This is a genomic window from Mesorhizobium shonense (genome assembly GCF_040545255.1).
Lineage (GTDB): Bacteria > Pseudomonadota > Alphaproteobacteria > Rhizobiales > Rhizobiaceae > Mesorhizobium > Mesorhizobium shonense.
The window spans coordinates 18,396-39,625 of record NZ_JBEPLM010000025.1 but is presented as its reverse complement, the minus strand read 5'-3'; the positions used below and the strand labels follow the sequence as shown (position 1 = coordinate 39,625).

At 64.6% G+C, this 21,230-nt stretch carries 22 protein-coding genes; 19 read left to right on the top strand and 3 right to left on the bottom strand.

Annotated features, from left to right (window positions below; all coding sequences use genetic code 11):
- The first annotated feature begins 16 nt into the window (after positions 1-16).
- Entirely contained in the window at positions 17-619 is a 603-nt protein-coding gene (locus ABID26_RS34330) for a nucleotidyltransferase family protein (protein WP_292374903.1), read from the top strand.
- Positions 620-884: 265 nt separating this feature from the next.
- Here the strand turns inward: ABID26_RS34330 and ABID26_RS34325 are convergent, their stop codons facing one another.
- Positions 885-1,880 (bottom strand): aldo/keto reductase, encoded by a 996-nt coding sequence (locus ABID26_RS34325; RefSeq protein ID WP_354417931.1) that lies wholly within the window; start codon positions 1,878-1,880, stop codon positions 885-887.
- A 96-nt stretch (positions 1,881-1,976) separates the two neighbouring features.
- Here ABID26_RS34325 and ABID26_RS34320 point away from each other — a divergent pair, with 96 nt between their 5' ends.
- The 5 genes from ABID26_RS34320 to ABID26_RS34300 all read left to right on the top strand — a co-directional run bounded on the left by ABID26_RS34320 (position 1,977) and on the right by ABID26_RS34300 (position 7,340).
- Complete coding sequence (locus ABID26_RS34320; protein WP_292374904.1) at positions 1,977-2,867, top strand: LysR family transcriptional regulator; 891 nt, start codon at positions 1,977-1,979, stop codon at positions 2,865-2,867.
- Between the two features lie 308 nt (positions 2,868-3,175).
- Entirely contained in the window at positions 3,176-3,748 is a 573-nt protein-coding gene (locus tag ABID26_RS34315) for a cytochrome b (RefSeq protein ID WP_292374905.1), read from the top strand.
- Positions 3,749-3,817: 69 nt separating this feature from the next.
- On the top strand, positions 3,818-4,393 hold the full coding sequence (locus tag ABID26_RS34310) for a YceI family protein (RefSeq protein ID WP_126096833.1): 576 nt from the start codon (positions 3,818-3,820) through the stop codon (positions 4,391-4,393).
- A 268-nt stretch (positions 4,394-4,661) separates the two neighbouring features.
- Positions 4,662-5,648: a Gfo/Idh/MocA family protein gene (locus ABID26_RS34305; protein ID WP_292374906.1), complete on the top strand. Its 987-nt coding sequence runs from the start codon at positions 4,662-4,664 to the stop codon at positions 5,646-5,648.
- Positions 5,649-5,681: 33 nt separating this feature from the next.
- Positions 5,682-7,340, top strand: coding sequence for an FAD-binding dehydrogenase (locus tag ABID26_RS34300; protein ID WP_292374907.1), 1,659 nt, complete (start codon positions 5,682-5,684; stop codon positions 7,338-7,340).
- Positions 7,341-7,373: 33 nt separating this feature from the next.
- On the opposite strand, the gene ABID26_RS34295 is transcribed toward ABID26_RS34300, so the two are convergent.
- Complete coding sequence (locus ABID26_RS34295; protein WP_292374908.1) at positions 7,374-7,739, bottom strand: VOC family protein; 366 nt, start codon at positions 7,737-7,739, stop codon at positions 7,374-7,376.
- Positions 7,740-7,882: 143 nt separating this feature from the next.
- Here ABID26_RS34295 and ABID26_RS34290 point away from each other — a divergent pair, with 143 nt between their 5' ends.
- The 12 genes from ABID26_RS34290 (at position 7,883) to ABID26_RS34235 (ending at position 18,709) form a co-directional block, all read left to right on the top strand.
- Positions 7,883-8,203 (top strand): hypothetical protein, encoded by a 321-nt coding sequence (locus tag ABID26_RS34290; RefSeq protein ID WP_292374909.1) that lies wholly within the window; start codon positions 7,883-7,885, stop codon positions 8,201-8,203.
- A gap of 46 nt (positions 8,204-8,249) precedes the next feature.
- The gene (locus tag ABID26_RS34285; RefSeq protein WP_126096829.1) at positions 8,250-9,146 is read left to right on the top strand and encodes an RNA polymerase sigma factor; all 897 of its coding nucleotides are present in this window, start codon (positions 8,250-8,252) and stop codon (positions 9,144-9,146) included.
- 128 nt (positions 9,147-9,274) lie between these two features.
- A complete protein-coding gene (locus tag ABID26_RS34280) occupies positions 9,275-9,910 on the top strand; it encodes a Pr6Pr family membrane protein (protein ID WP_292374910.1) in 636 nt (211 codons plus the stop codon).
- An 86-nt stretch (positions 9,911-9,996) separates the two neighbouring features.
- Positions 9,997-10,578 carry a TMEM175 family protein gene (locus ABID26_RS34275; protein WP_126096828.1) on the top strand — a complete coding sequence of 194 codons (582 nt, stop codon included), beginning with the start codon at positions 9,997-9,999 and terminating at the stop codon, positions 10,576-10,578.
- Between the two features lie 179 nt (positions 10,579-10,757).
- Positions 10,758-11,063 carry a helix-turn-helix domain-containing protein gene (locus tag ABID26_RS34270; RefSeq protein ID WP_126096827.1) on the top strand — a complete coding sequence of 102 codons (306 nt, stop codon included), beginning with the start codon at positions 10,758-10,760 and terminating at the stop codon, positions 11,061-11,063.
- The gene (hyfB, locus tag ABID26_RS34265) at positions 11,060-13,078 is read left to right on the top strand and encodes a hydrogenase 4 subunit B (protein WP_126096826.1); all 2,019 of its coding nucleotides are present in this window, start codon (positions 11,060-11,062) and stop codon (positions 13,076-13,078) included. Before ABID26_RS34270 ends, hyfB begins: the two co-directional genes overlap by 4 nt.
- Positions 13,069-14,025 carry a respiratory chain complex I subunit 1 family protein gene (locus tag ABID26_RS34260; RefSeq protein ID WP_126096825.1) on the top strand — a complete coding sequence of 319 codons (957 nt, stop codon included), beginning with the start codon at positions 13,069-13,071 and terminating at the stop codon, positions 14,023-14,025. The genes hyfB and ABID26_RS34260 overlap by 10 nt, the downstream gene beginning before the upstream one ends.
- Positions 14,025-14,687: a hypothetical protein gene (locus ABID26_RS34255; RefSeq protein WP_059186827.1), complete on the top strand. Its 663-nt coding sequence runs from the start codon at positions 14,025-14,027 to the stop codon at positions 14,685-14,687. The genes ABID26_RS34260 and ABID26_RS34255 overlap by 1 nt, the downstream gene beginning before the upstream one ends.
- The gene (locus tag ABID26_RS34250) at positions 14,684-16,135 is read left to right on the top strand and encodes a hydrogenase 4 subunit F (RefSeq protein WP_126096824.1); all 1,452 of its coding nucleotides are present in this window, start codon (positions 14,684-14,686) and stop codon (positions 16,133-16,135) included. The genes ABID26_RS34255 and ABID26_RS34250 overlap by 4 nt, the downstream gene beginning before the upstream one ends.
- A gap of 19 nt (positions 16,136-16,154) precedes the next feature.
- Positions 16,155-17,678, top strand: a complete 1,524-nt coding sequence (locus tag ABID26_RS34245) for a hydrogenase large subunit (protein ID WP_126102465.1) — start codon at positions 16,155-16,157, stop codon at positions 17,676-17,678.
- A gap of 21 nt (positions 17,679-17,699) precedes the next feature.
- A complete protein-coding gene (locus tag ABID26_RS34240; RefSeq protein WP_126096823.1) occupies positions 17,700-18,239 on the top strand; it encodes an NADH-quinone oxidoreductase subunit B family protein in 540 nt (179 codons plus the stop codon).
- Positions 18,240-18,349: 110 nt separating this feature from the next.
- Entirely contained in the window at positions 18,350-18,709 is a 360-nt protein-coding gene (locus ABID26_RS34235) for a VOC family protein (protein WP_126096822.1), read from the top strand.
- A gap of 110 nt (positions 18,710-18,819) precedes the next feature.
- On the opposite strand, the gene ABID26_RS34230 is transcribed toward ABID26_RS34235, so the two are convergent.
- Positions 18,820-19,725, bottom strand: a complete 906-nt coding sequence (locus ABID26_RS34230; RefSeq protein WP_126096821.1) for a LysR substrate-binding domain-containing protein — start codon at positions 19,723-19,725, stop codon at positions 18,820-18,822.
- A 109-nt stretch (positions 19,726-19,834) separates the two neighbouring features.
- Between ABID26_RS34230 and ABID26_RS34225 the strand changes: the two genes are divergently transcribed.
- Positions 19,835-21,229: an FAD-binding oxidoreductase gene (locus ABID26_RS34225; protein ID WP_292374913.1), complete on the top strand. Its 1,395-nt coding sequence runs from the start codon at positions 19,835-19,837 to the stop codon at positions 21,227-21,229.
- Position 21,230 lies beyond the last annotated feature (1 nt).

Here is a 21,230-nt window from a genome sequence, read left to right as displayed (position 1 = left end):
CGCCCTCCAAAGGGCGATGGACCATCTTCGCTATTCCGGCCTGCCCTACGAAGAACAGCGTGCGGCCTTCCTCGCCATCGTCGCGGCCGACCCGCTGCTTGCCGAAACACTGGCGCGGGTGCGTGCGCTCGCCTTGCCGGATTGGCTGGTGGTGTCCGGCGCGCTGTACAACAGCGTCTGGAACCATCTGACCGGCAAGCCGCCGGGCTACGGCATCAAGGATGTCGACCTGTTCTATTCCGACGATACCGACCTTTCCTACGAAGCCGAGGACGCGGTGATCCGCCGGGCGGCGCGGCATTTCGAGGGACTGGCGCTGCCGGTCGAGGTGCGCAACCAGGCGCGCGTGCATCTCTGGTATCCGCTCAAGTTCGGACAGGAGTGCCCGCGCTATGCGAGCGCCAGCGAATCCGTCAGCTACTTTGCGTCGAAGACGCATGCGGTTGGTGTGCGGTTCGATGGAGCCGGGGCGTTGGAGCTGATTGCGCCGTTCGGGCTCGACGATATTTTCTCGTTCCGCATCACACCGAACAGGGTGCTGGATAATCAGCGGACGCATGAGACGAAGGGTGCTCGGGCGAGCGAGTACTGGCCGGAGATCAGCGTGGTGCCTTGGTAGGGAATTGGAGACGTCCGCGCGAGGCACCCCCCTCTGCCCTGCCGGGCATCTCCCCCGCAAGGGGGGAGATTGGCAGCTTCAACGCTGCCGCTTCTCTTTCAACGTTGGCAATTGGCGAAATCGGCAGTGAAGTCTGATCTCCCCCTTGCGGGGGAGATGGCCGGCAGGCCAGAGGGGGGTGCCTCGCGCCGGCATCTCACAACTTTGCGTCGCGCCACGCAAAAAAGGGGCGCCGAAGCGCCCCTTCAGTTATCCAGGTGGGTGTCTAGCCATTCACCAGCGCCAGCAGCTCTTCGGTGTAGCGCTTGCCGACCACCTTGTCTGGCGACAGCGCGTCACCGATAGCCGCGACTTCCGCCGCACTCAATTCGATCCCGGCGGCCGCGGTGTTCTGCTCCAGATGGCGAATCTTTCGCGCACCGGGGATCGGCACGATGAAATCGCCCTGGTGCAGCACCCAGGCGAGCGCCAGCTGCGCCGACGTCACGCCCTTCTCGGCCGCCATCTTTTCCAGCACCGCGATGAAGGCGTTGTTGGCTGCCATGGCTTCGGCCTGGAAACGCGGCAGGCCAAGGCGCCAGTCGCCGGCGCCGAGGGCGTCGGGCTTGGCGATGGTGCCGGTCAACAGACCCCGACCGAGAGGGCTGTAGGGAACGAAGCCGATGCCGAGCTCGCGGCAGACGGCGAAGACCTCGTCCTCAGGGTCGCGGCTCCACAGCGAATATTCGCTCTGCACAGCGGCGATCGGATGCACGGCATGCGCCCGGCGCAGCGTCGCACCGCTTACCTCCGACAGGCCGAGCGCCCGCACCTTGCCCTCGCGCACCAGCTCAGCCATGGCGCCGACCGTATCCTCGATCGGCACGTTGGGGTCGACGCGGTGCTGATAGTAGAGGTCGATGACATCGGTATCGAGCCGCTTGAGCGAGGCTTCCGCCACCGCCTTGACGTGCTCGGGGCGGCTGTCGACGCCGGCCATGCGGTCGGTGCCCGTGCCTTCATCGAGAATCTTGAAGCCGAATTTGGTGGCGATGGTCACATGATCGCGCACCGGCTTCAGCGCCTTGCCGAGCAGGATCTCGTTCTCATAGGGGCCGTAGACTTCGGCCGTGTCGAAGAAATTGACGCCGATCTCGACGGCGCGGCGCAGCGTGGCGATCGCCTCGGCTTCCGGCTGGCCGCCATAGCCGAAGCTCATGCCCATGCAGCCGAGGCCGACGGGGAAGACTTCGAGTTCAGTTCCTAGCTTGCGGGTTTTCATCACGCGTCTCCTTGTTGCGATGGGCAGGAGATAGCGCCTTGCATTTCGTTCGATAATCATGTCTCTTTTGCACGGCTTGTTCTATAAAATAGATCAATGAACCGCGCCAACCTTTCCCAGCTTGCAGTCCTCGCCACCGTCGCCCAATGCGCGAGCTTCCGCGGCGCCGCGCGCGAGCTCGGCATCGCGCCCTCGGCAGTGAGCCACGCGGTATCGAGCCTCGAGGCGCGGCTTGGCGTGCGGCTCTTGGCGCGCAGCACACGCAGCGTCGCGCCGACCGAGGAAGGCGCACAGCTCTTGGAACGGCTGCGGCCGGCACTGTCCGAAATCGACCTGGCGCTGGAGACGGCGGTCGAGGCGCGCGACCGGCCGGCCGGCAATCTCAGGCTCAGCGTGCCGCGCACCGCCGCGCATCTGGTGCTGACGCCGCGGCTCGGCGCCTTCACTGCCGCCTATCCCGACATCGTGCTGGAGATCGTCATCGAGGACCGCTTCACCGACGTCGTCGAAGGCGGCTTCGACGCCGGTGTGCGGCTCGGCGAAAGCCTGCAGCGCGACATGATCGCGGTGCGCATCGGGCCCAACCTTCGCGGTGCCGTCGTCGCCGCGCCGTCCTACTTCGAAACGACCCCCAAGCCGCGCCATCCGTGCGATCTGGCGGACCACCGCTGCATCCGCTTCCGCTTCTCCAGCGGCATCCTCTATCGCTGGGAATTCGAGAAGAACGGCGAGGAAATCGAGATGGCGGTGGAAGGGCCGCTGATCCTCGACGAGGATCATCTGATCGCCCAGGCAGCGGTCGACGGCGCCGGCCTCGCCTTCGTCTTCGAAGACTATGTGAAGGCGCCGCTCGCCGACGGCCGGCTGATCCGCGTGCTTGAGGACTGGTGCCCGTCCTTCGACGGCTTCTTCGTCTACTATCCAAGCCGGAGGCAAATGCGGCCGGCGCTGAGGGCATTCGTGGATTTTTTCAAGGTCACGGGCTAGGCTGCCACAGCAAACCATCGCTGGTGCTGACTGGAATCCTACCGAACGTCGGCGCCGCCCCTCACCTGCCTGCCGGCATCCTCTCCCCGTATAGTGACGGGGAGAGGGCTGCTGTCGCTGGTGGTTTCGCCAATCGCCAACTTGGCAGGAAATGCGCCAGCGCTGCGGCCAGCCTCTTTCTCCCCGTCACTATACGGGGAGAAATGCCCGGCAGGGCAATGAGGGGCAGCGCCAGCGTCCGGAATTGTGTGGAGAATGGGGCATAGGATAGCTTGGAAGAAAGCTGATCTCAGTGACGTTCTTGCACTATGCAATCATCCATCACCAACACCCCGACCCGTTACGGCTGGGCGATGATCATCCTTCACTGGCTGATCGGCATCATCTTCATCGGCCAGTTCGTGCTCGGCGTCGTCATGGTGCGGATCGAAAGCCAGCGGATGTCCTTCGAGCTGATCCAGCTGCACAAATCCTTCGGCTTCCTGCTGCTTGGGCTGATCATCCTGCGCATCGCCTGGCGGCTTGGCAATGCGACGCCGCCCTTGCCGGCTTCGGTCGGAACGCTGGAGCGCAAGACAGCGCCGCTTGCGCATTTCGCGCTCTATGCCTTCCAGATCGCCCTGCCGCTCTCCGGCTGGGCGCTGGTCTCGGTCTCGACGCTGGAGATCCCGACCATGCCGTTCAACCAGTTCGTGATGCCCAACCTGCCGCTCACCGATTCGGACGCCGCGGAAGGCTTCTGGTCGGCGGCGCACTGGTATCTCGCTTATGCCGGCATCGCGCTGGTCGCGCTGCATATCGTGGCAGCGCTGCGCCACCATTTCCTGCTGCGCGACAGCGTGCTCAAGCGTATCATCACGCCTTCGTCAGACGGGGAATAGGGCGGGCCGGCCATTCGTTGACAAGACGAAGGGACAGCAATGCGCTGGCTCAGCAAAAGGACCATCCCAATGTATAAGCGCATCCTCGGATTGGTGGCTGTCGCAGCGTGCCTTGCCGTGCCTGCCGCTGCGGCGGTCTCGCTCGGCGACGCCGCCGGCAGCTACACGATCAGTCCGGCGGCTTCCAGCATCCGCTTCACCGTCGGCAAGGCTGGGGGCGGCGGGTTCGACGGCGCCTTTGCCCGTTTCAAGGGAAACATCCGCATCGACAATAGCGATGTCGAGCGCTCGCGGGTTAACATCACCATTTTTCCCGAAAGCGTCGGCACCGGTCAGAACCGCATCGACGCCTTTCTGCGTTCCGACGCGGTGTTCGACGCCGCCAACAACCCGGAAATCCAGTTCCGTTCGACCAGTGTGAACCGCACCAGCGCCACCACGGCGGTCATCGACGGCCGGCTGACGGCGCGCGGCAAGACATTTCCGGAAAAGTTCACGGCCGAACTCGACGGGCTGAAGTCCGGCACCATCAAATTCCACGTCACCGGCAAGGTGCTCCGGTCGCGCTACGGCATGGATGTCGGCACGCCGCTCTACTCCAACGTCGTCGACTTCGACATGACGCTGACGGGGAGAAGGGGCTAGTTCTAAGCCCCGCCTCCTCGGGTTCGTCATCCTAGGGCGAAGCAAGGAGCAAATCGACGCGCGCAGACCCTAGGATCCATTCCGTGACGCTAAAGCGTTGCAACGGTTACAGAATTCTGCACCGTTGCACTTTACGTCATAGGTCACGGAATGGATCCTCGGGTCAAGCCCGAGGATGAGGAAGGCGCTTTGTGACCCGCGTCTGCGATTGGCTTTTCTGCTGAATTAGGGCACACCTCCATCGATGTAATCGACATGGAGAAGCGCAATGTTCCGATGGGGTGTTCTGTCGACGGCCAAGATCGGCCGCGAGCAGCTTTTGCCGGCGATCGTCGATTCGGAAAACGGCGTGCTGTCGGCGATCGCCAGCCGCGACCTGTCGAAGGCCAAGGCCCTTGGCGAACGCTTCGGCGCTCGCCGCGCCTTCGGTTCCTATGAGGACCTACTCGCTTCCACGGAGGTCGACGGCGTCTATATCCCGCTGCCCACCTCGCAACATGTCGAGTGGACGGCGAAGGCGATTCAAGCGGGAAAACATGTGCTGGTCGAGAAACCTCTGGCGCTCGACGCCAAGGACATTCCGCCGCTGATCAAGCTGCGCGATGAGAAGAAGGTGCTGGTCTGCGAAGCCTTCATGGTCGTCTACCACCCGCAATGGATCAAGGTGCGCGACCTCATCGCCGGCGGCGCCATCGGCCGGCTGCGCCACGTGCAGGGCGCGTTTTCCTATTACAATGTCGACCCCAAGAACATGCGCAACCAGCTCGATCTCGGCGGCGGCGCGCTGCCCGACATCGGCGTCTATCCGACGGTGTCGACACGGTTCTCGACCGGCAGGGAGCCGGTCCGCGTCCAGGCCCATATCGAGCGCGACAAGACCTTCGGCACCGACATCTATTCCTCGATCCGCGCCGATTTCGGCGACTTCGAACTGTCCTTCTACCTATCGACGCAGATGGCCGCGCGGCAGGTGATGGTGTTCCACGGCGAGAAGGGTTTCATCGAGGTTTTTGCCCCGTTCAATGCCGGTCTCTACGACCACCACCGCATCGAATTGCACAACCAGAACCACACCGAGGCGCAGGTGTTCCGCTTCCCCGGCACGCAGCAATACAGGCTTGAGTGCGAAGCCTTCGTGCGCGCCGCCCAAGGCGGCAAGGACCGCGTCTTCACGCTGGAGGAATCGGTGCTCAACCAGAAGGTCATCGACGCCATCTTCCGCGCCGGCAACAAGGACGGCTGGGAACCCGTCTGAGAGATCGCCAAAGGACGGCTGGGGGGAGAAAATATGGCTGACGACGCGGACGTCATCATTGTCGGCGCGGGGCTGGCCGGCCTCGTCGCCGCCGCCGAACTGGCCGGGGCCGGCAAAAAGATCATCATCGTCGACCAGGAGCCGGAGCAATCGCTGGGCGGCCAGGCCTTCTGGTCGTTCGGCGGGCTTTTCCTGGTCGATTCGCCCGAGCAGCGGCGCATGCGCATCCGCGATTCGCACGACCTCGCGCTCGAGGACTGGCTGGGCACCGCCGCCTTCGACCGCCCGGAGGATTTCTGGCCGCGCCAATGGGCGGAAGCCTATGTCGGCTTCGCCGCCGGCGAGAAGCGTTCCTGGCTGATCGAGAGGGGCTTAAAATTCTTCCCCGTCGTCGGCTGGGCCGAGCGCGGCGGCGGCAATGCCTCAGGCCACGGCAATTCGGTGCCGCGCTTCCACATCACCTGGGGCACGGGACCCGGCGTGCTCGAACCGTTCGTGCAGCGCGTCCGCGAGGCGCAAAAGCGCGAGCTCGTTCAGTTCAAATTTCGCCACCGCGTCAACGAGATCACGCGCACCGGCAAGACGGTGACCGGCGTGCGCGGCGACATTCTCGAGCCGAGCAGCGTCGAGCGCGGCCACAAGAGCTCGCGCGAAATCGTTGACGATTTCGAACTTCACGCTCAAGCGGTGATCGTCGCGTCCGGCGGCATCGGCGGCAATCACGAGCTGGTGCGCCAGAATTGGCCCGAACGCCTGGGCGCGCCGCCGAAGCGCATGATCACCGGCGTGCCAGACCATGTCGACGGCCGCATGCTGGCGATCTCGGAAGCGGCGGGCGGCAGGATCATCAACCGCGACCGCATGTGGCATTACGTCGAAGGCATCAAGAACTGGGCGCCGATCTGGACGGAGCATGCGATTCGCATCCTGCCCGGCCCATCATCGCTCTGGCTGGACGCGCGCGGAAAGCGGCTGCCGGTGCCGCTCTATCCGGGCTTCGACACTTTAGCCACGCTCAATCACATCATGGGCACGGGCTTCGACTATTCCTGGTTCATCCTGACCAAGAAGATCATCCAGAAAGAATTCGCGCTTTCGGGCTCCGAGCAGAACCCCGACCTCACGGGGAAAAGCTGGCGGCAGGTGCTGGGCCGCGCGACGTCGGGCATTCCCGGCCCGGTGAAAGCCTTCATGGAAAAGGGTGAGGATTTCATCGTCGAGTCGGACCTTTCGAAGCTGGTGGCGCGGATGAACGCGCTGGCCGGCGGCGAACCGCTGCTCGATGTGGCGCAGGTCGAACGCGAGATCCGCGCCCGCGACATGCAGCTCGACAACCCGTTCTCCAAGGATGCGCAGATCACCGCGCTGCGCGGGGCGCGCGCCTATCTCGGCGACAGGCTGATCCGCACGGCGAAGCCGCACAAGATGCTCGATCCGGCGAACGGCCCGCTGATCGCCGTGCGCCTCAACATCCTGACCCGCAAGACCCTGGGCGGCCTGCAGACCGATCTCGACAGCCGTGTGCTCGATGCCGATGGCCAGCCGGTGCCGGGGCTCTACGCGGTTGGCGAGGTCGCCGGCTTCGGCGGCGGCGGCGTACATGGCTATGCGGCGCTGGAAGGCACCTTCCTCGGCGGCTGCATCTTTTCCGGCCGCAGCGCCGGAAGGGCTGCGGCGAAGGCGGTCGCCTGACCGCATAGGTCGGCGACCGCGAGGCGATGCCAGCTACCGGCTGGCCAACACCATGCGGTTGCCTTCGCTGTCGCGGAACTCGGCGACGGTGCGGCCCGGCTGCCATGGCGCTTCCTGCGGCTCGGTGACGATCTCGACGCCTTTAGCCTTGAGCGATGCGACCCTTGCCTCGACATCATCGTCGACCAGGACGAGCACCGGATCCGGGCTCGGGGCCGCATCGGCGCGACTGATGAAATGCAAGTTGGTGACCGCGTGAGGGAACGCCAGCTCTACCCAGCGCCAGCCACCATCGCCCATCGACTGGTCGGCTATGACTTGGCACGCAAGGTTGTCGGTGTAGAACGCCTTGGCGCGGTCCTGGTCGTACACCGGAAGTTCGGCAAATTGGATATGCATGATGTCTCTCTCCTTATCGCGGCCGCGGGCGCGGCCTTTGCGTATGACGTTTGCGGCCGGCAAAAAGATTCGCGTGCCGGTGAGAATCTTTTCGGCGGCACGAAACGTCTTCCTTACGCAGACACGTCAAACAGGAGACGACCATGACCTACAACCTCATCCGCTACGGCGTGAAGGATGCCAGCATCGCCGAGAACCGGGCGCTGGTGGCAAAGGTGTTCGAGGCGCTGGATGAAACCAAGCCGCAATCCGTGCGCTACCTCGTGCTCGAGCTGGAGAACGGCGAGTTCGTCCACCTTGTCGGCTATGACAAGGACAGTTCGGAACTGACCGGGCTCGACGCGTTCAAGGCCTTCGGCGCCGATCACGCGGAGCGGCGTTCGACACCGCTTGCCAGGTCATCGGCGAAGATCGTCGGCAATTATCGTATGCTGGCGAAAACCGACGAGGCCGTGCCGGCCTGACCGGGCGCGGCATGGCTCGACGAGCCGATCAAAGAGAACGAGGACGATGAGCATAGCGACACTCGACCGCGCGGCGCTTGAAGCCATGCTCGTCGGCATGCGTCCGAAACTGCACCGCTATGCGGCGCGCATGGCCGGCTCGACGCTCGAGGGCGAGGACATCGTGCAGGAGACCGTGGTGAAGGCGCTTGCCGCGCATGACGGCGGCGCCGCGGTCGAACGCCCCGAGCAATGGCTGTTCCGGATCGCCCACAATGCGGCGCAGGATCATCTGCGCCGCCGCCAGCGGGAGCGCTCCCGCATGACCGAGGCCGACATGACAACGGTTGTGGACCTCTCCGCCAGCGCGGAGGCACGGCTTGCGGCCGCGACCAGCCTGCGCAGCTTTATGCAGCTTACGCCGGCGCAGCGCAGCGCCGTGATCCTGGTCGACGTGCTCGGCCTCAGCCTCTATGAAACCTGCGAGGTGACAGGCGCCACGCTTGCTGCCACCAAGGCGGCGCTGCATCGCGGCCGGGCCGAGTTGAAAGCGCTGGCATCGGCGCCGGACGAAGCGGTCATGCCGAAGCTCGATCCGGAAGAAGAGCGCCGGCTGCGCCGCTATATCGACCTGTTCAACGCGCGCGACTTCGATGGGGTCAGGGCGCTGATCGCCGAAGATATCCAGCTCGACGTCGTCAACCGGACCCGCCTCACGGGCAAGAAAGAGGCCTCGACATATTTCGGCAATTACGACCGCCTCAGCGACTGGGCGCTGTCGCTCGGCTTCGTCGACGGCCGGCCGGCTATCCTGATCCGCAACCCGCAGGCGGGCGATGCGGTGCGCGGCTTCGTGCTGATCGACTGGCGCGGCGATGAGGCCGTCCGCATCCGCGATTTCCGCTACGCGCCTTATTGTGCCGCGGAGGCGGATATCCGCTTGGTCTCTGGCGAGCGGGCATGACGGGGATACTGCGCTAAGATCGCTTCGCCAGATTTCCGCCGCTACTTCTTCGATCGGGCCGAGTTTCCTCCCGCTACCGACACGTCTATAAATCCGCAGCGGGGCGTTGGGCAGAACGGACGCGGGTTGTGACGCAGGCTGGTCTCGAAACGCACGGCACCGCAGCACGGATGCTCGCTGCGCTTGTCGCGCTGGCGGCCTGGGCCGGCATCGCCGTGCATTTTCACGCGCTCGCCGACGGGCCGGCGACTTGGCCCGCCGCGCTTTGGGCCCTGGCTGGCTATCTCACGATCACGACCAACCTGCTGGTCGCAATCGTGTTTACCGGCGTTGTGATAAAGGCGCGGTTCGCCACGCCGTGGCTGCTGGGCGCAACCTTGCTCAACATCCTGCTTGTCGGCGTCGTCTATGGGCTCCTGCTGCAGGGCCTGAAGGAGTTGACCGCCGGCTCGCAGCTCGCCAACATCCTCCTTCATCGGGTGACGCCGGCGCTGACGACCGTTTTCTGGCTGGCCTTTGTCCGCAAGGGCACACTGACCTGGCGGGCGCCATTTGTCTGGGCGCTCTATCCGCTCTTTTATCTCGCCTACGCCCTGGTTCGCGGCGCGACGGAAGCACGTTACCCCTATCCGTTCATCGACGTCGCCCGGATCGGCTGGGAGCAGACCCTTGCCAACAGCGCCTCGATCGCCCTTGCCTTCGTTGCGGCGGGAGAGGTGCTGGTCTGGCTCGATCGGCGGCTCGGCGGAAAGACAAGCTCGTGAGCGGGCCGCCGGCACAGCATCCGCAATCGCTATTCCGGCCGGCAAGGCTATATTCGACCTGATCGCACCAGCGGAAGAATGGTCACATGCTTCCTTCAGCAGGACTCGAGCGGCTGAACGCGTTCTCCGACGGCGTGTTCGCCGTGCTCATCACCGTGCTGGTGCTGGAGCTTCGCCCACCGGAGATTCCGACCTTCGTGGCATTGCTCGCCCTTTGGCCGACATGGCTGAGTTATGGCGTGAGCTACCTCTTCATCGCCATCGTCTGGGCGAACCACCATCATCTGCTGCGCCACGCGAGCGAGATGACGGCACGCCTGATGTGGCACAATTTCGCGCATCTGTTCTCGGTCTCGCTGCTGCCGCTGGCCACCGCCTGGATGGCCGTCAGCGAGCTGTCACCGCAACCGGTCGCTTTTTATGCCGGTGTCTTCTTCCTGGTGAACCTGACCTACATTTTCCTCATTCGCGAGCTGATCGAGCCGATGCCGGTCGAGGTCATCCCGCTCAACGTCCGCAAGGCCATGCGCATCCGCTCGATCGCAACGCTTTGCCTGTTTGGGCTCGCGGCACTCGTCGCGCTGAAATACCCGATCATCGGACTGGCCATCTGTTGCTGCTGTCTGGCCGTGTATCTCAGGCCCGAGGCGCCCGGGGCGCGGAATTAGAGCGCATCGCTGAAAGACGGATTCAGGCGACGCGCCTAAATCTTCCTGCTACGCGACCAACCTCGCCCACGCCACCATCAACATCCATGTCTTAAACATCATTTATTGACGATGAGACCTTTTAATGTATGCTGGAGATCCGAGACCTCATATCTCAGAACTGAACAAGAGAGTCGCCGGTGATAACCGCACCGCAATTGCGCGCCGCCAGATCGCTGCTCGGCATCGATCAGCGCCGGCTTGCCGAATTGTCCGGCCTGTCGGTGCCGACGATCCAGCGCATGGAAGCCAGCGGCTCGATCATCCGGGGCAATGTCGATTCGCTGATGAAGCTGATCGCGGCGCTCGAGGTGGCCGGCATTGAATTGATCGGGGAAGGCGCGGTCAGCCAGGGCGGCGGACGCGGCGTGCGGCTGAAGGCCGGCTTCGATCCGGCCAGGGCGGCCGATACCGGCGATGCCGGGCTCGGCGGGAGCCTGCCGTGATTTCGACCGTCGCGCTTCTGTTGTGCGGCCCCGCCGCGCTTCTGGCGACAGCCATCCTGGGCGGAGCCGCCAGCCGGCGCGCCTCGGCGACGCGTCTGGTCTATGGCGCGGCGCTCGCCATTTCGGCCGCCTTGCTCGTCATCGTCGCAGGCCACCTCGCGGGCAATCCCGGTGAGGTGTCCACTGCCACCTTGCCGCTCGGCCTGCCTTGGATCGGTGCCCGGTTTCGGCTCGACGGCCTGTCGGCCTTCTTTCTCGTCGTCGTCAACCTGGGCGGCGCCATCACCAGCCTCTACGGTCTTGGCTACGGCCAGCACGAATCCCAGCCGCATCGCGTGCTGCCGTTCTATCCGGCCTTTCTCGCCGGCATGAACCTTGTCGTGCTGGCCAACGACGCCTTCAGCTTCCTTTTGTCTTGGGAATTCATGTCGCTTGCCTCCTGGGCGCTGGTCATGGCGCATCACCGCGATGCGGAAAACAGGCGGGCCGGCTACATCTATCTGGTGATGGCAAGCTTCGGCACGCTGGCGCTGCTGCTTGCCTTCGGCCTGCTGGCGGGATCGACGGGAACCTATACGTTCGACGCCATGCGGGCCGCGCAACCCGGCCCGCTCGCCGCCGGCACGGTGCTCGCCCTCATGCTGCTCGGCGCCGGCTCAAAGGCCGGGCTCGTGCCGCTGCACGCCTGGCTGCCGCTTGCCCATCCGGCAGCACCCAGCCACGTCTCGGCGCTGATGAGCGGCATCATGACCAAGGTCGCCATCTACGGTTTCATCCGCGTGGTGTTCGATCTGCTCGGCGCGCCGGCATGGTGGTCCGGCGTCGCAGTGCTTCTCATCGGCGGCGTGACGGCGGTTCTGGGCATCCTCCATGCGCTGATGGAAAAGGATCTCAAGCGGCTGCTTGCCTACTCGACCATCGAGAACATCGGCGTCGTCTTTGCGAGCCTCGGCCTTGCGCTGGCCTTCAAGGCGAACGCCATGCCATCGGCCGCGGCGCTGGCCTTCACCGCGGCGCTGTTCCACGTGCTCAACCATTCCTTCTTCAAGAGCCTGCTGTTTTTCGGCGCCGGCGCCGTGCTGACGGCGACCGGCGAGCGCGACATGGAAAAGCTCGGCGGCCTCATCCATCGCTTGCCGGTGACCAGCTTCGTCTTCCTCGTCGGCTGCGTCTCGATCTCGGCGCTGCCGCCGTTCAACGGCTTCGCCTCCGAATGGCTGGTCTTCCAAGCCATATTGCAGAGCCCCGAGCTGCCGCAATGGGGCCTGAAGGTCATCGTGCCCGCCGTCGGCGGCATGCTGGCGCTGGCGGCGGCGTTGGCCGCGGCCTGCTTCGTCAAGGCATTCGGCATCACCTTCCTTGGCAGGGCGCGATCGGCGGTGGTGGAACGAGCGCATGAGGTCGACCGCTGGTCGCTGGCGGCGATGGTCGTGCTCGCGGTCTTGTGCCTGCTCGCCGGCATCCTGCCCGGTTTCGTCATCGACAGCCTGTCGCAGGTTGCGCTTTCGCTCATCGGCGACCGCATGCCGGTTCAGACGGCGCAGCCATGGCTGTCGATCGTGCCGATCGCCGAGAGCCGTAGCTCCTACAACGGCCTGCTGGTGTTCGTCTTCATCACCATCTCGGCCTCGCTCGCGGCCTTCTTCATTCACCGCTTCGCCTCGCACGCGCTGCGCAGGGGCCCGGCATGGGGATGCGGCTTCGCAGAGGCGACACCCGCCGCGCAATATACCGCCGTCAGCTTCGCGCAGCCCATTCGCCGGGTCTTCGGCGGCTTCGCGTTCCGCGCCCGGGAGACGGTGGAAATGCCGGCGCCGGGCGCGCTCGACCCGGCGCGCTTCAAAGTGGAAATCCATGATGTAGCCTGGGAGACGTTCTACCAGCCGATCTCCGGCGCGATCGATTTCGCCACCGAGCGGCTGAACTACCTGCAGTTCCTGACGATCCGCCGCTATCTGACGCTGGTCTTCCTCTACCTCGTCATCCTGCTCCTGGTGCTTGCGCTATGGCCGTGATTTTCGAGCTGGCCGTGCAGGGCGCGCAGATGTTTTTGGTGCTTGCGCTGGCGCCGCTGCTGATCGGCTTCGTGCGCAAGGTGAAGGCGAGGCTGGCGAGAAGGCAGGGACCTTCGCTGATCCAGCCCTATCGCGATCTGATCAGGCTGATGCGCAAGGAGGTCGTGCTGGCGGACAATGCCTCCTGGCTGTTCCGCGTGACGCCCTATCTGATCTTCGCCGCCACCTGGGTCGCGGCGGCGCTCGTTCCGACATTCGCCGCCGGCCTTCAGTTCAGCTGGACCGCCGACCTCATCGTCATCGTGGCGCTGCTCGGCAGCGCGCGCTTCTTCCAGGCACTGGCCGGAATGGACGTCGGCACCAGTTTCGGCGGCATCGGTGCCAGCCGCGAGGTGATGATCGCCTCGCTCGCCGAACCGGCGATGTTGCTCATCGTGTTCAGCCTGGCGTTGGTCGCCGGCGCCACGCAGCTTTCGACGGTCGCCGCCTTCATGGGCTCGCCGGAGGTCGGACTGCGGGTGTCGCTCGGCATGTCGCTGATCGCCCTGGTGATGGTGGCGATCGCCGAGAACGCGCGCATACCGGTCGACAATCCTGCCACGCATCTGGAGCTCACCATGGTGCATGAGGCGATGATCCTGGAATATTCCGGCCGTCATCTGGCGATGATCGAGCTCGCCACCTTCATCAAGCTCCTGCTCTATGTGTCGCTGATCTCCTGCGTCTTCCTGCCCTGGGGCCTGGCGCATGCCGGGGCGGGGCCGAAAGCGCTGGCCATCGGCGCCGCCGCCTATCTCGCCAAGCTTGCCGCGCTTGCCATCCTGCTTGCCGTGTTCGAGACGGCGGTCGCCAAGATGCGTGTCTTCCGTGTGCCGGACTTCCTGGGCGCGGCGCTGATGCTGGCGCTGCTTGGCACGCTCCTGCTGTTCGTCTCGCGGAGCCTGTGATGAACGGTCTCACCTTCGATATCGCCCATCTGCTCGCCGGCAGCCTGGTGCTGGTCTCCTTCATGATGCTCTACCAGGACCGCCTGTTCGCCCTGATCAACGTCTTTGCCTTGCATGCGGTTGTGCTTGCGCTCTCGGTGGCCTGGCAGGCCTATATCCAGGACGCCCATCATCTCTACATCACCGCGGCAATAGCGCTGGTCTTCAAGGCGATCGTCATTCCGGTCGGGCTGCATCGCATCATCCAGCGGCTCGGTATCCATCGCGACATCGAGACCGCAGTCGGCATCGGCCCGACCATGCTCGCGGGCATCGGGCTGGTGACGCTCTCCATGGTTCTGATGCTGAGAGTAACGCCCGAGGCCGACCCGCTCGCCCGCGAGGACCTGGCCTTCGCGCTGTCGATCATCTTGCTGGGTCTGCTGGTGATGGTCACCCGGCGCAACGCCGTCAGCCAGGTCGTCGGCTTCATGTCGCTGGAAAACGGCCTGGTGCTGGCCGCTACCGGCGCCAAGGGCATGCCGCTGGTCGTCGAGATCAGCGTCGCCTTCTCGATCCTGATCGCCTTCATCGTCATCGGCGTCTTTCTGTTCCGCATCCGGGAACGGTTCGATTCGGTCGATGTTGGCGCGCTCGACGACTACCGGGGAGAGCGCCGGTGACCGGATTTTCCTTCGATGCCGTCGCCGCGATCCTGCTGGTGCCCGCCGGTGCCGCCGCCCTTCTGGCGGCGATGCCGAACTACAAGATGACGGCGATCGTGAACGTGATAGCGAGCCTCCTCACTTTGCTCGCCGCGCTGTCGCTCTTCGTCACCGAAAGGCCGGAACCCGGGCAGTATCTCATCGTCGACGATCTCAACATCGTCTTCATCGTGCTCAACACATTCGTCGGCTTCACCACCAGCGTGTTCAGCGCGTCCTATATCGCGCATGAGCTGGAGACCGGCCGGCTGACCGCGCCGAACCTCCGTTTCTACCACGCGATGTACCAGATCATGATGTTCGGCATGAACCTGGCCTTCGTTTCGAACAATATCGGTCTGATGTGGGTCGCGGTAGAGCTTGCCACGCTGACCACCGTGCTGATGGTCGGCATCTACCGCACGCATGAGGCGCTTGAAGCGGCCTGGAAATATTTCATCTTGGGAAGCGTCGGCATCGCGCTCGCTTTGTTCGGCACCATCCTCGTCTACATGGCGGCACAACCGGTCGTCGGAGAGGGCACCAATGCGATGGTCTGGTCGGTGCTGATCGAAAAGGCGGCGCATTTCGATCCCGCGCTCCTCAGCGTCGCCTTCATCTTCCTGCTGCTCGGCTACGGAACCAAGGTGGGGCTCGCGCCGCTGCATGCATGGCTGCCCGACGCGCATGCCGAGGGCCCGACGCCGATTTCGGCGGTGCTGTCGGGTCTTCTGCTCAACGTCGCGCTCTACGCGGTGCTGCGCTTCAAGCTCTTGCTCGCCGCCAGCCCGGAGGCGATCGGCCCAGGACCGCTGATGGTCACGATGGGGCTGACCTCGCTGATCTTCGCGGCCTTCATGCTCTACCGCCGCCGCGACATCAAGCGCCTGTTCGCTTATTCCTCGATCGAGCACATGGGCATCATCGTCTTCGCCTTCGGCATGGGCGGTCCGCTCGCCAACTTCGCCGGCCTGCTGCACATGGTCATGCACAGCCTGACCAAGTCGGCGATCTTCTTCGCTGTCGGCCATATCGCGCAGGTCAAGGGCACGCAGAAGATCTCCGAGATCAGAGGGTTGACCGAAAGCCATCCCGGGCTTGGCTGGGCGCTCGTCATCGGCGTCGTGGCAATAGCCGGCCTGCCGCCGCTCGGCATCTTCATGAGTGAATTCCTGGTCGTCAGCTCGACCTTCGCCCGGCATCCGTGGCTGGCGATCCCGCTGGTGTTCGGGCTGCTGATCGCCTTCGGCGCGCTGCTTTTGCGACTGACCGGCCTTGCCTTCGGCGAGCCGCGCGGCGGCACGGCGCCGGTCGAGGCGTCCTATGTGCCGATGTACTCGCATCTCGCCTTGGTGTTTGCCGCTGGCATCTATCTGCCGGCGCCGCTGGTCGCGTGGTTCCAGCATGTCGCCGGCATCCTGGGGTGAGGCCATGAGCAAGAAAAGCATGCTCGCGCTCGCAGATCTCATCGAGACCGACCACCCGGTCGAGCATCACGCTCCCTGGCGCCGCGTGGTGGTGACCCCGAAAGTCTGGAACCTTGCCGTCGAACAGCTCGCCGGCGGCCGCTGGAGCCTGCTCGGCCTGTGGGGGGAGCCGGACAGGGTGCACATGGCGCTTCTCGACGAAGCGCGGAACATCGGCGTGATCAGCCTGGACTGCCGCGGCGGCCGCTACCCGTCGGTCGGCCAGCACCACCCGCCGGCGCTGCGGCTGGAACGCGCCGCGGCGGACCTCTTCGGGCTGGCGCCGCAAGGCCTGCCCGACACCCGCCGCTGGCTCGACCATGGCCAATGGGGCGTCTTGCATCCGCTGGCGGCGCGGCCCGGTGGGCCGGCGGCCCCCTCCTCCTACCGCTTCCTCGCGGCGGAAGGCGAAAGCCTCCACCAGATCGCGGTCGGGCCGGTGCATGCCGGCATCATCGAGCCTGGGCATTTCCGCTTCACGGCAAGCGGCGAAACGGTGGTGCGGTTGGAGCAGCGGCTGGGATATGTGCACAAGGGCATCGAAGGCTTGATGGCGGGCGCGCCGATCGATCGTGCGGCAAAATTCGCGGGTAGGACGTCGGGCGACAGCACCGTTGCCTATTCCCTTGCCTTCGCCCGCGCGGCGGAGGCGGCGCTCGGGCTCACGCCACCGCCGCGCGCGGTATGGCTGCGGGCGCTGATGGCCGAGCTGGAGCGCCTTGCCAACCACCTCGGCGATATCGGCGCCATTTGCAACGACGCCGCCTTCGCGCTGATGCACGCGCATTGCGGCGTGCTGCGCGAACGCGTGCTGCGCGCCGCCGACGCCGCCTTCGGCCACCGCCTGATGCGCGACCGCATCGTGCCCGGCGGCGTTGCAATCGATCTGAACGAGGCCGGGACCAGCGCTATCCGTTCGCTGGTCGCGGAGATCAGGCAGCGCTTTCCGCATCTGGTCGAACTCTACGACAACACCGCGTCGCTGCAGGACCGGACGGTGGCGACCGGCCGCGTTCAGGTCGGACTTGCACGGCAATATGCCGCCGGCGGCTATGTCGGCCGGGCATCGGGGCGCGATTTCGATGCGCGGCGCGATCTTGCCTACGCGCCCTATGACCAGCTCACCTTCAATGTGCCGGTCCTTCAGGAAGGCGACGTCAACGCGCGCGTCTGGATCCGCGTGCGGGAGGTCGAGCAGAGCCTGTCGCTCGTCGAGGAGATATTGGGGCGGCTGCCCGCCGGCCCGATCCGCGTCGACATCGCCCGGGCAGACAATGGCTCGGATGGACCGCGCGAGGGCATGGCGCTGGTCGAGGGTTTCCGCGGCGACATACTGGCCTGGCTGCGCATCGGCGAGGAGGGCTTGATCGAGCGCTGCCACCTGCGCGACCCCTCATGGTTCCAGTGGCCGCTCCTGGAAGCGGCGATCGAAGGCAACATCGTCGCCGACTTCCCGCTCTGCAACAAATCGTTCAACTGCTCCTATTCCGGCCACGATCTTTAACGTGGTCCAAGGCACGCCGTCATGCGCAAGCTCCTCTTCGAAAGCCTGATCCGCCCGCCCTTGACCGAGCATCCGCCTGAGGTGAGCGATGCGGCGGTCGACGAGCTGGCGCGCGCGCTTGACGGCGTTGCCCGCAAGCGGCTCGGCCGAAGCCTGTCGATCCGTGCCGTCGACGCCGGCTCCTGCAATGGCTGCGAGCTCGAGATGCATGCGCTCAACAACGCCTTCTACGACATCGAGCGCTTCGGCTTCCGCTTCGTCGCGTCGCCCCGCCATGCCGACGTGCTTTTGGTCACCGGGCCGGTCACCAGGAACATGCGCGAGGCGCTGAAGCGGACCTTTGACGCGACGCCCAACCCGAAATGGGTGGTCGCGCTCGGCGACTGCGCCAAGGACGGCGGCTGCTTCGCCGGCAGCTACGCAATTGTGGGCGGCGTCTCGGACGTAGTGCCTGTCGACCTGCATATCCCGGGCTGTCCGCCACGGCCGATCGAGATACTCAAGGGATTGATCGTTCTGCTCGACGGCGCGAACGGGAAGGGCGGCGCTTCCAGGGGCTGAACCCATAGAGCCTTTCACCGTTTCATGGAAACAGCGAACCGCGCTCGTGGAACGTCACGCAGATCCATGCGTTTGCGCATAAACCTGCGCGGTGATGACGGAGCGCGCACATGGCATCCATCCGATACATTGTGACGAACGTGGATAGATCGGTCGAATTCTACCGCGATAAGCTCGAGTTCTCAGTGAACATGCACAATCCCGGCAAGTTCGCAGCGCTTGTTCGTGGTGATCTGACGCTCTATTTGAGCGCCCCAGGAGCGGGCAGTGGAGGAACCGCAGGCGGCGATCCGGAGCCTGGCGGATGGAACCGGTTTATGATTGTTACGAAGGACTTGGACGGTCTCGTCAGCCGGTTGAACGCCGGTGGGGCCGAATTCAGAGGAGCAATCAGCGAAGCCGGCGCCGGTCGAGCCAGGCTTCTGAAAGACCCATCCGGCAACTTGATTGAGCTGTTTGAATTCAAATAATTAATGCTGCTGGCCGTCTCCTCTGCGCGGGATAGCAGCATATAGTATCGTTCCCGCGTCAGGCTCGTTCGCGCGTCAATCCGGCGCGCTTTATCCCAGCTTCGGCAGCCTCACAGGACGCTTCTCATCCACGCCAGGAAGGACTCCATCACCGCGGATCGCGGACTGTGATGCATCCAGACGACGTAGAAACTGTAGCCCGGCAAGGACAATGGATGCGCCTTGACGAGCGAACTGTTCTCCAGCTCTCGGCCAACCACAACGTCACTTAAAATCGCAATGCCTTGCCCGGCGACAACCGCATCGATCGCATGTAGTTCTTCGCGGAAGCTTAAATCCCAGGCTTTGTCCGGGATCAGGTCTGGATCGATCGAACGGGCCGTCGCCAGCCATCGGTGCCAGGTGGGAGCGTCCGGATCCCGGTTCATCCAGTCGAAATGGATCAACGGATAACGCAACAGATCGGCAGCACGCTCAATCGCCCGCCCATCGCCTGCCAACAATCGGGGACTGCATACGGGAAAGAAGGAATCGCGGCATATCTCGTGCGCGGCAAAGCCGACAGGTGGACGGCGCGTATAGCGGACCGCCACATCCGCGGCGCCGGCGCGCAGATCGAGGACCGCGTCCGTCCCGATGATCTCCAGCGGCACGGCCGGGTTGGCCTCCCGCCATTTCGGCAAGCGCGGCACCAGCCATCGGCTGGCGAAGGCGTTCGGGCTTGTCACCCGCAATGGCGCCTGAACATCCGGCTCGGCGACAGCGGCAAGGGAGCCGGCGAGAAGATCAAAGCCGTTTCGCAGGATGGGAAACAGCCGCGCTCCTGCCCCCGTCAGCATGAGCGGGCGCGGCCGGCGCTGGAACAGCTTGCAGCCGCATATCTCTTCCAGCAGGCGGACCTGGTGGCTGATCGCCGTCGGCGTCACGCCGAGCTCCGCCGCCGCGGCCTTGAAACTGCCGTGCCGGGCGGCGGCTTCGAAGGCGTGCAAAGCGCGGAGCGGCGGGCGGTTTCCCATGTGCGGCAGCGTAGATGAATTCTGCTCATCCAGCAGCTAAGAATTTCGCTTTTGCAGAAGGTCGGGCGCTGTGAGACCGTTCGTCCGGTTGGAACCGGAGACGGCGACGATGGAGCTTCCGCGACAGACCGATACCCTATCGGGCCGATCCCATTCCTCGGTTGCCGCGATCGCGCAGCTGCGGCAGAGCTTGCATGGCGAACTGGTATTGCCGACGGACGCCGGCTACGACGAGGCGCGCAGAGTGTGGAACGGGGCGATCGACAAACGCCCTGCTGCGATCGTCTTTTGCGCCGATGCCGATGACGTCGTCCGCGCCGTGACCTATGCCAGGTCGCAAGGCTCAATCGTGGCGGTCCGCAGCGGCGGCCACAATGTCGCCGGCCTGTCCGTCTGCGACGACGGGATGGTGATCGATCTATCGCGCATGAAAAAGATCGTCGTCGATCCTGAGCGCCGCATCGCCAGGGCGGAAGCCGGTCTGAACCTCGGCGAGTTCGACGCGGCCACGCAGGCCCACGGTCTTGCGACGACGATGGGCGTCAACGGCGACACCGGTATTGCCGGCCTCACGCTCGGTGGAGGCTTCGGCAAGCTCGGGCGAAAGCACGGCCTGAGCTGCGATAATTTGATCGCGGCTGAAATCGTCACGGCCGACGGACGGCTGTTGCGAACAAGCGCCGGCGAGCATCCCGACCTGTTCTGGGCCTTGCGTGGCGGTGGCGGCAATTTCGGCATAGTGACGGCATTCGAATACCGGCTGCATCCGCTCGGCCCGGCTCTTCTCGTGGGCTCGGTGCTTCACGCCTACAATCATGCGCGCGAGGCCATGCGGTTTTACGACAAATTCTCCCGGGACGCCCCTGACGAGTTGAGTGTCGATGCCGCGCTCGTCACACTGCCGTCGGGCGACCGTGCCTTCAGCATCTCGGCTTGCTATGTCGGGTCACCCGAAGCGGGCGAGCCCGTCATCGCACCGCTGATGAAATTCGGATCCCCCATCGAAAGCCGCCTTCAAGCCATTCCCTATCTCCAGATTCAATCGGCTGGCGACAGCCTCTTTCCACGCGGACGACGCTATTACTGGAAGGCGCAGTTCCTGCACCGGATCAGCGATGGTGCGATCGAGGCCTTGCTCGACAGCTACGCGAAGGCCCCCAATAACTCCTCGCTGCTGGTTTTCCAGCAGGTTGGCGGAGCTATCGCTCGCGTGCCCGCCTCGCACACGCCCTACGCCAATCGCGATGCGGCCCTTGACTGCTTCCCGATCGCCATCTGGGACGATCCGGCCGACGACGAGGCAAATATCCACTGGGCGCGCCACCTATGGAATGCGGTCAGGCCGTTCTCCACCGGCGGCGTCTATGCCAACAATCTTGGCGATGAGGGCGACGAGCGCGTGCGCGATGCTTACGGCGGAAATTATGTCCGCCTCGCCGCCATCAAGAAGCAATACGACCCGACCAATTTCTTCCGATCGAACCAGAATATCAAACCTGGATAAT

Bases quoted from the DNA above. Each gene is read 5' to 3' on its own strand.
- ABID26_RS34260 (WP_126096825.1), top strand. From the start codon at position 13,069: ATGGCCGTGATTTTCGAGCTGGCCGTGCAGGGCGCGCAGATGTTTTTG.
- ABID26_RS34275 (WP_126096828.1), top strand. From the start codon at position 9,997: ATGCTTCCTTCAGCAGGACTCGAGCGGCTGAACGCGTTCTCCGACGGC.
- ABID26_RS34235 (WP_126096822.1), top strand. From the start codon at position 18,350: ATGGCATCCATCCGATACATTGTGACGAACGTGGATAGATCGGTCGAA.
- ABID26_RS34330 (WP_292374903.1), top strand. From the start codon at position 17: ATGGACCATCTTCGCTATTCCGGCCTGCCCTACGAAGAACAGCGTGCG.
- ABID26_RS34300 (WP_292374907.1), top strand. From the start codon at position 5,682: ATGGCTGACGACGCGGACGTCATCATTGTCGGCGCGGGGCTGGCCGGC.
- ABID26_RS34325 (WP_354417931.1), bottom strand. From the start codon at position 1,880: ATGAAAACCCGCAAGCTAGGAACTGAACTCGAAGTCTTCCCCGTCGGC.
- ABID26_RS34230 (WP_126096821.1), bottom strand. From the start codon at position 19,725: ATGGGAAACCGCCCGCCGCTCCGCGCTTTGCACGCCTTCGAAGCCGCC.
- ABID26_RS34240 (WP_126096823.1), top strand. From the start codon at position 17,700: ATGCGCAAGCTCCTCTTCGAAAGCCTGATCCGCCCGCCCTTGACCGAG.
- ABID26_RS34305 (WP_292374906.1), top strand. From the start codon at position 4,662: ATGTTCCGATGGGGTGTTCTGTCGACGGCCAAGATCGGCCGCGAGCAG.
- ABID26_RS34315 (WP_292374905.1), top strand. From the start codon at position 3,176: ATGCAATCATCCATCACCAACACCCCGACCCGTTACGGCTGGGCGATG.
- ABID26_RS34255 (WP_059186827.1), top strand. From the start codon at position 14,025: ATGAACGGTCTCACCTTCGATATCGCCCATCTGCTCGCCGGCAGCCTG.
- ABID26_RS34225 (WP_292374913.1), top strand. From the start codon at position 19,835: ATGGAGCTTCCGCGACAGACCGATACCCTATCGGGCCGATCCCATTCC.
- ABID26_RS34290 (WP_292374909.1), top strand. From the start codon at position 7,883: ATGACCTACAACCTCATCCGCTACGGCGTGAAGGATGCCAGCATCGCC.
- ABID26_RS34295 (WP_292374908.1), bottom strand. From the start codon at position 7,739: ATGCATATCCAATTTGCCGAACTTCCGGTGTACGACCAGGACCGCGCC.
- ABID26_RS34245 (WP_126102465.1), top strand. From the start codon at position 16,155: ATGCTCGCGCTCGCAGATCTCATCGAGACCGACCACCCGGTCGAGCAT.
- ABID26_RS34285 (WP_126096829.1), top strand. From the start codon at position 8,250: ATGAGCATAGCGACACTCGACCGCGCGGCGCTTGAAGCCATGCTCGTC.
- ABID26_RS34320 (WP_292374904.1), top strand. From the start codon at position 1,977: ATGAACCGCGCCAACCTTTCCCAGCTTGCAGTCCTCGCCACCGTCGCC.
- ABID26_RS34310 (WP_126096833.1), top strand. From the start codon at position 3,818: ATGTATAAGCGCATCCTCGGATTGGTGGCTGTCGCAGCGTGCCTTGCC.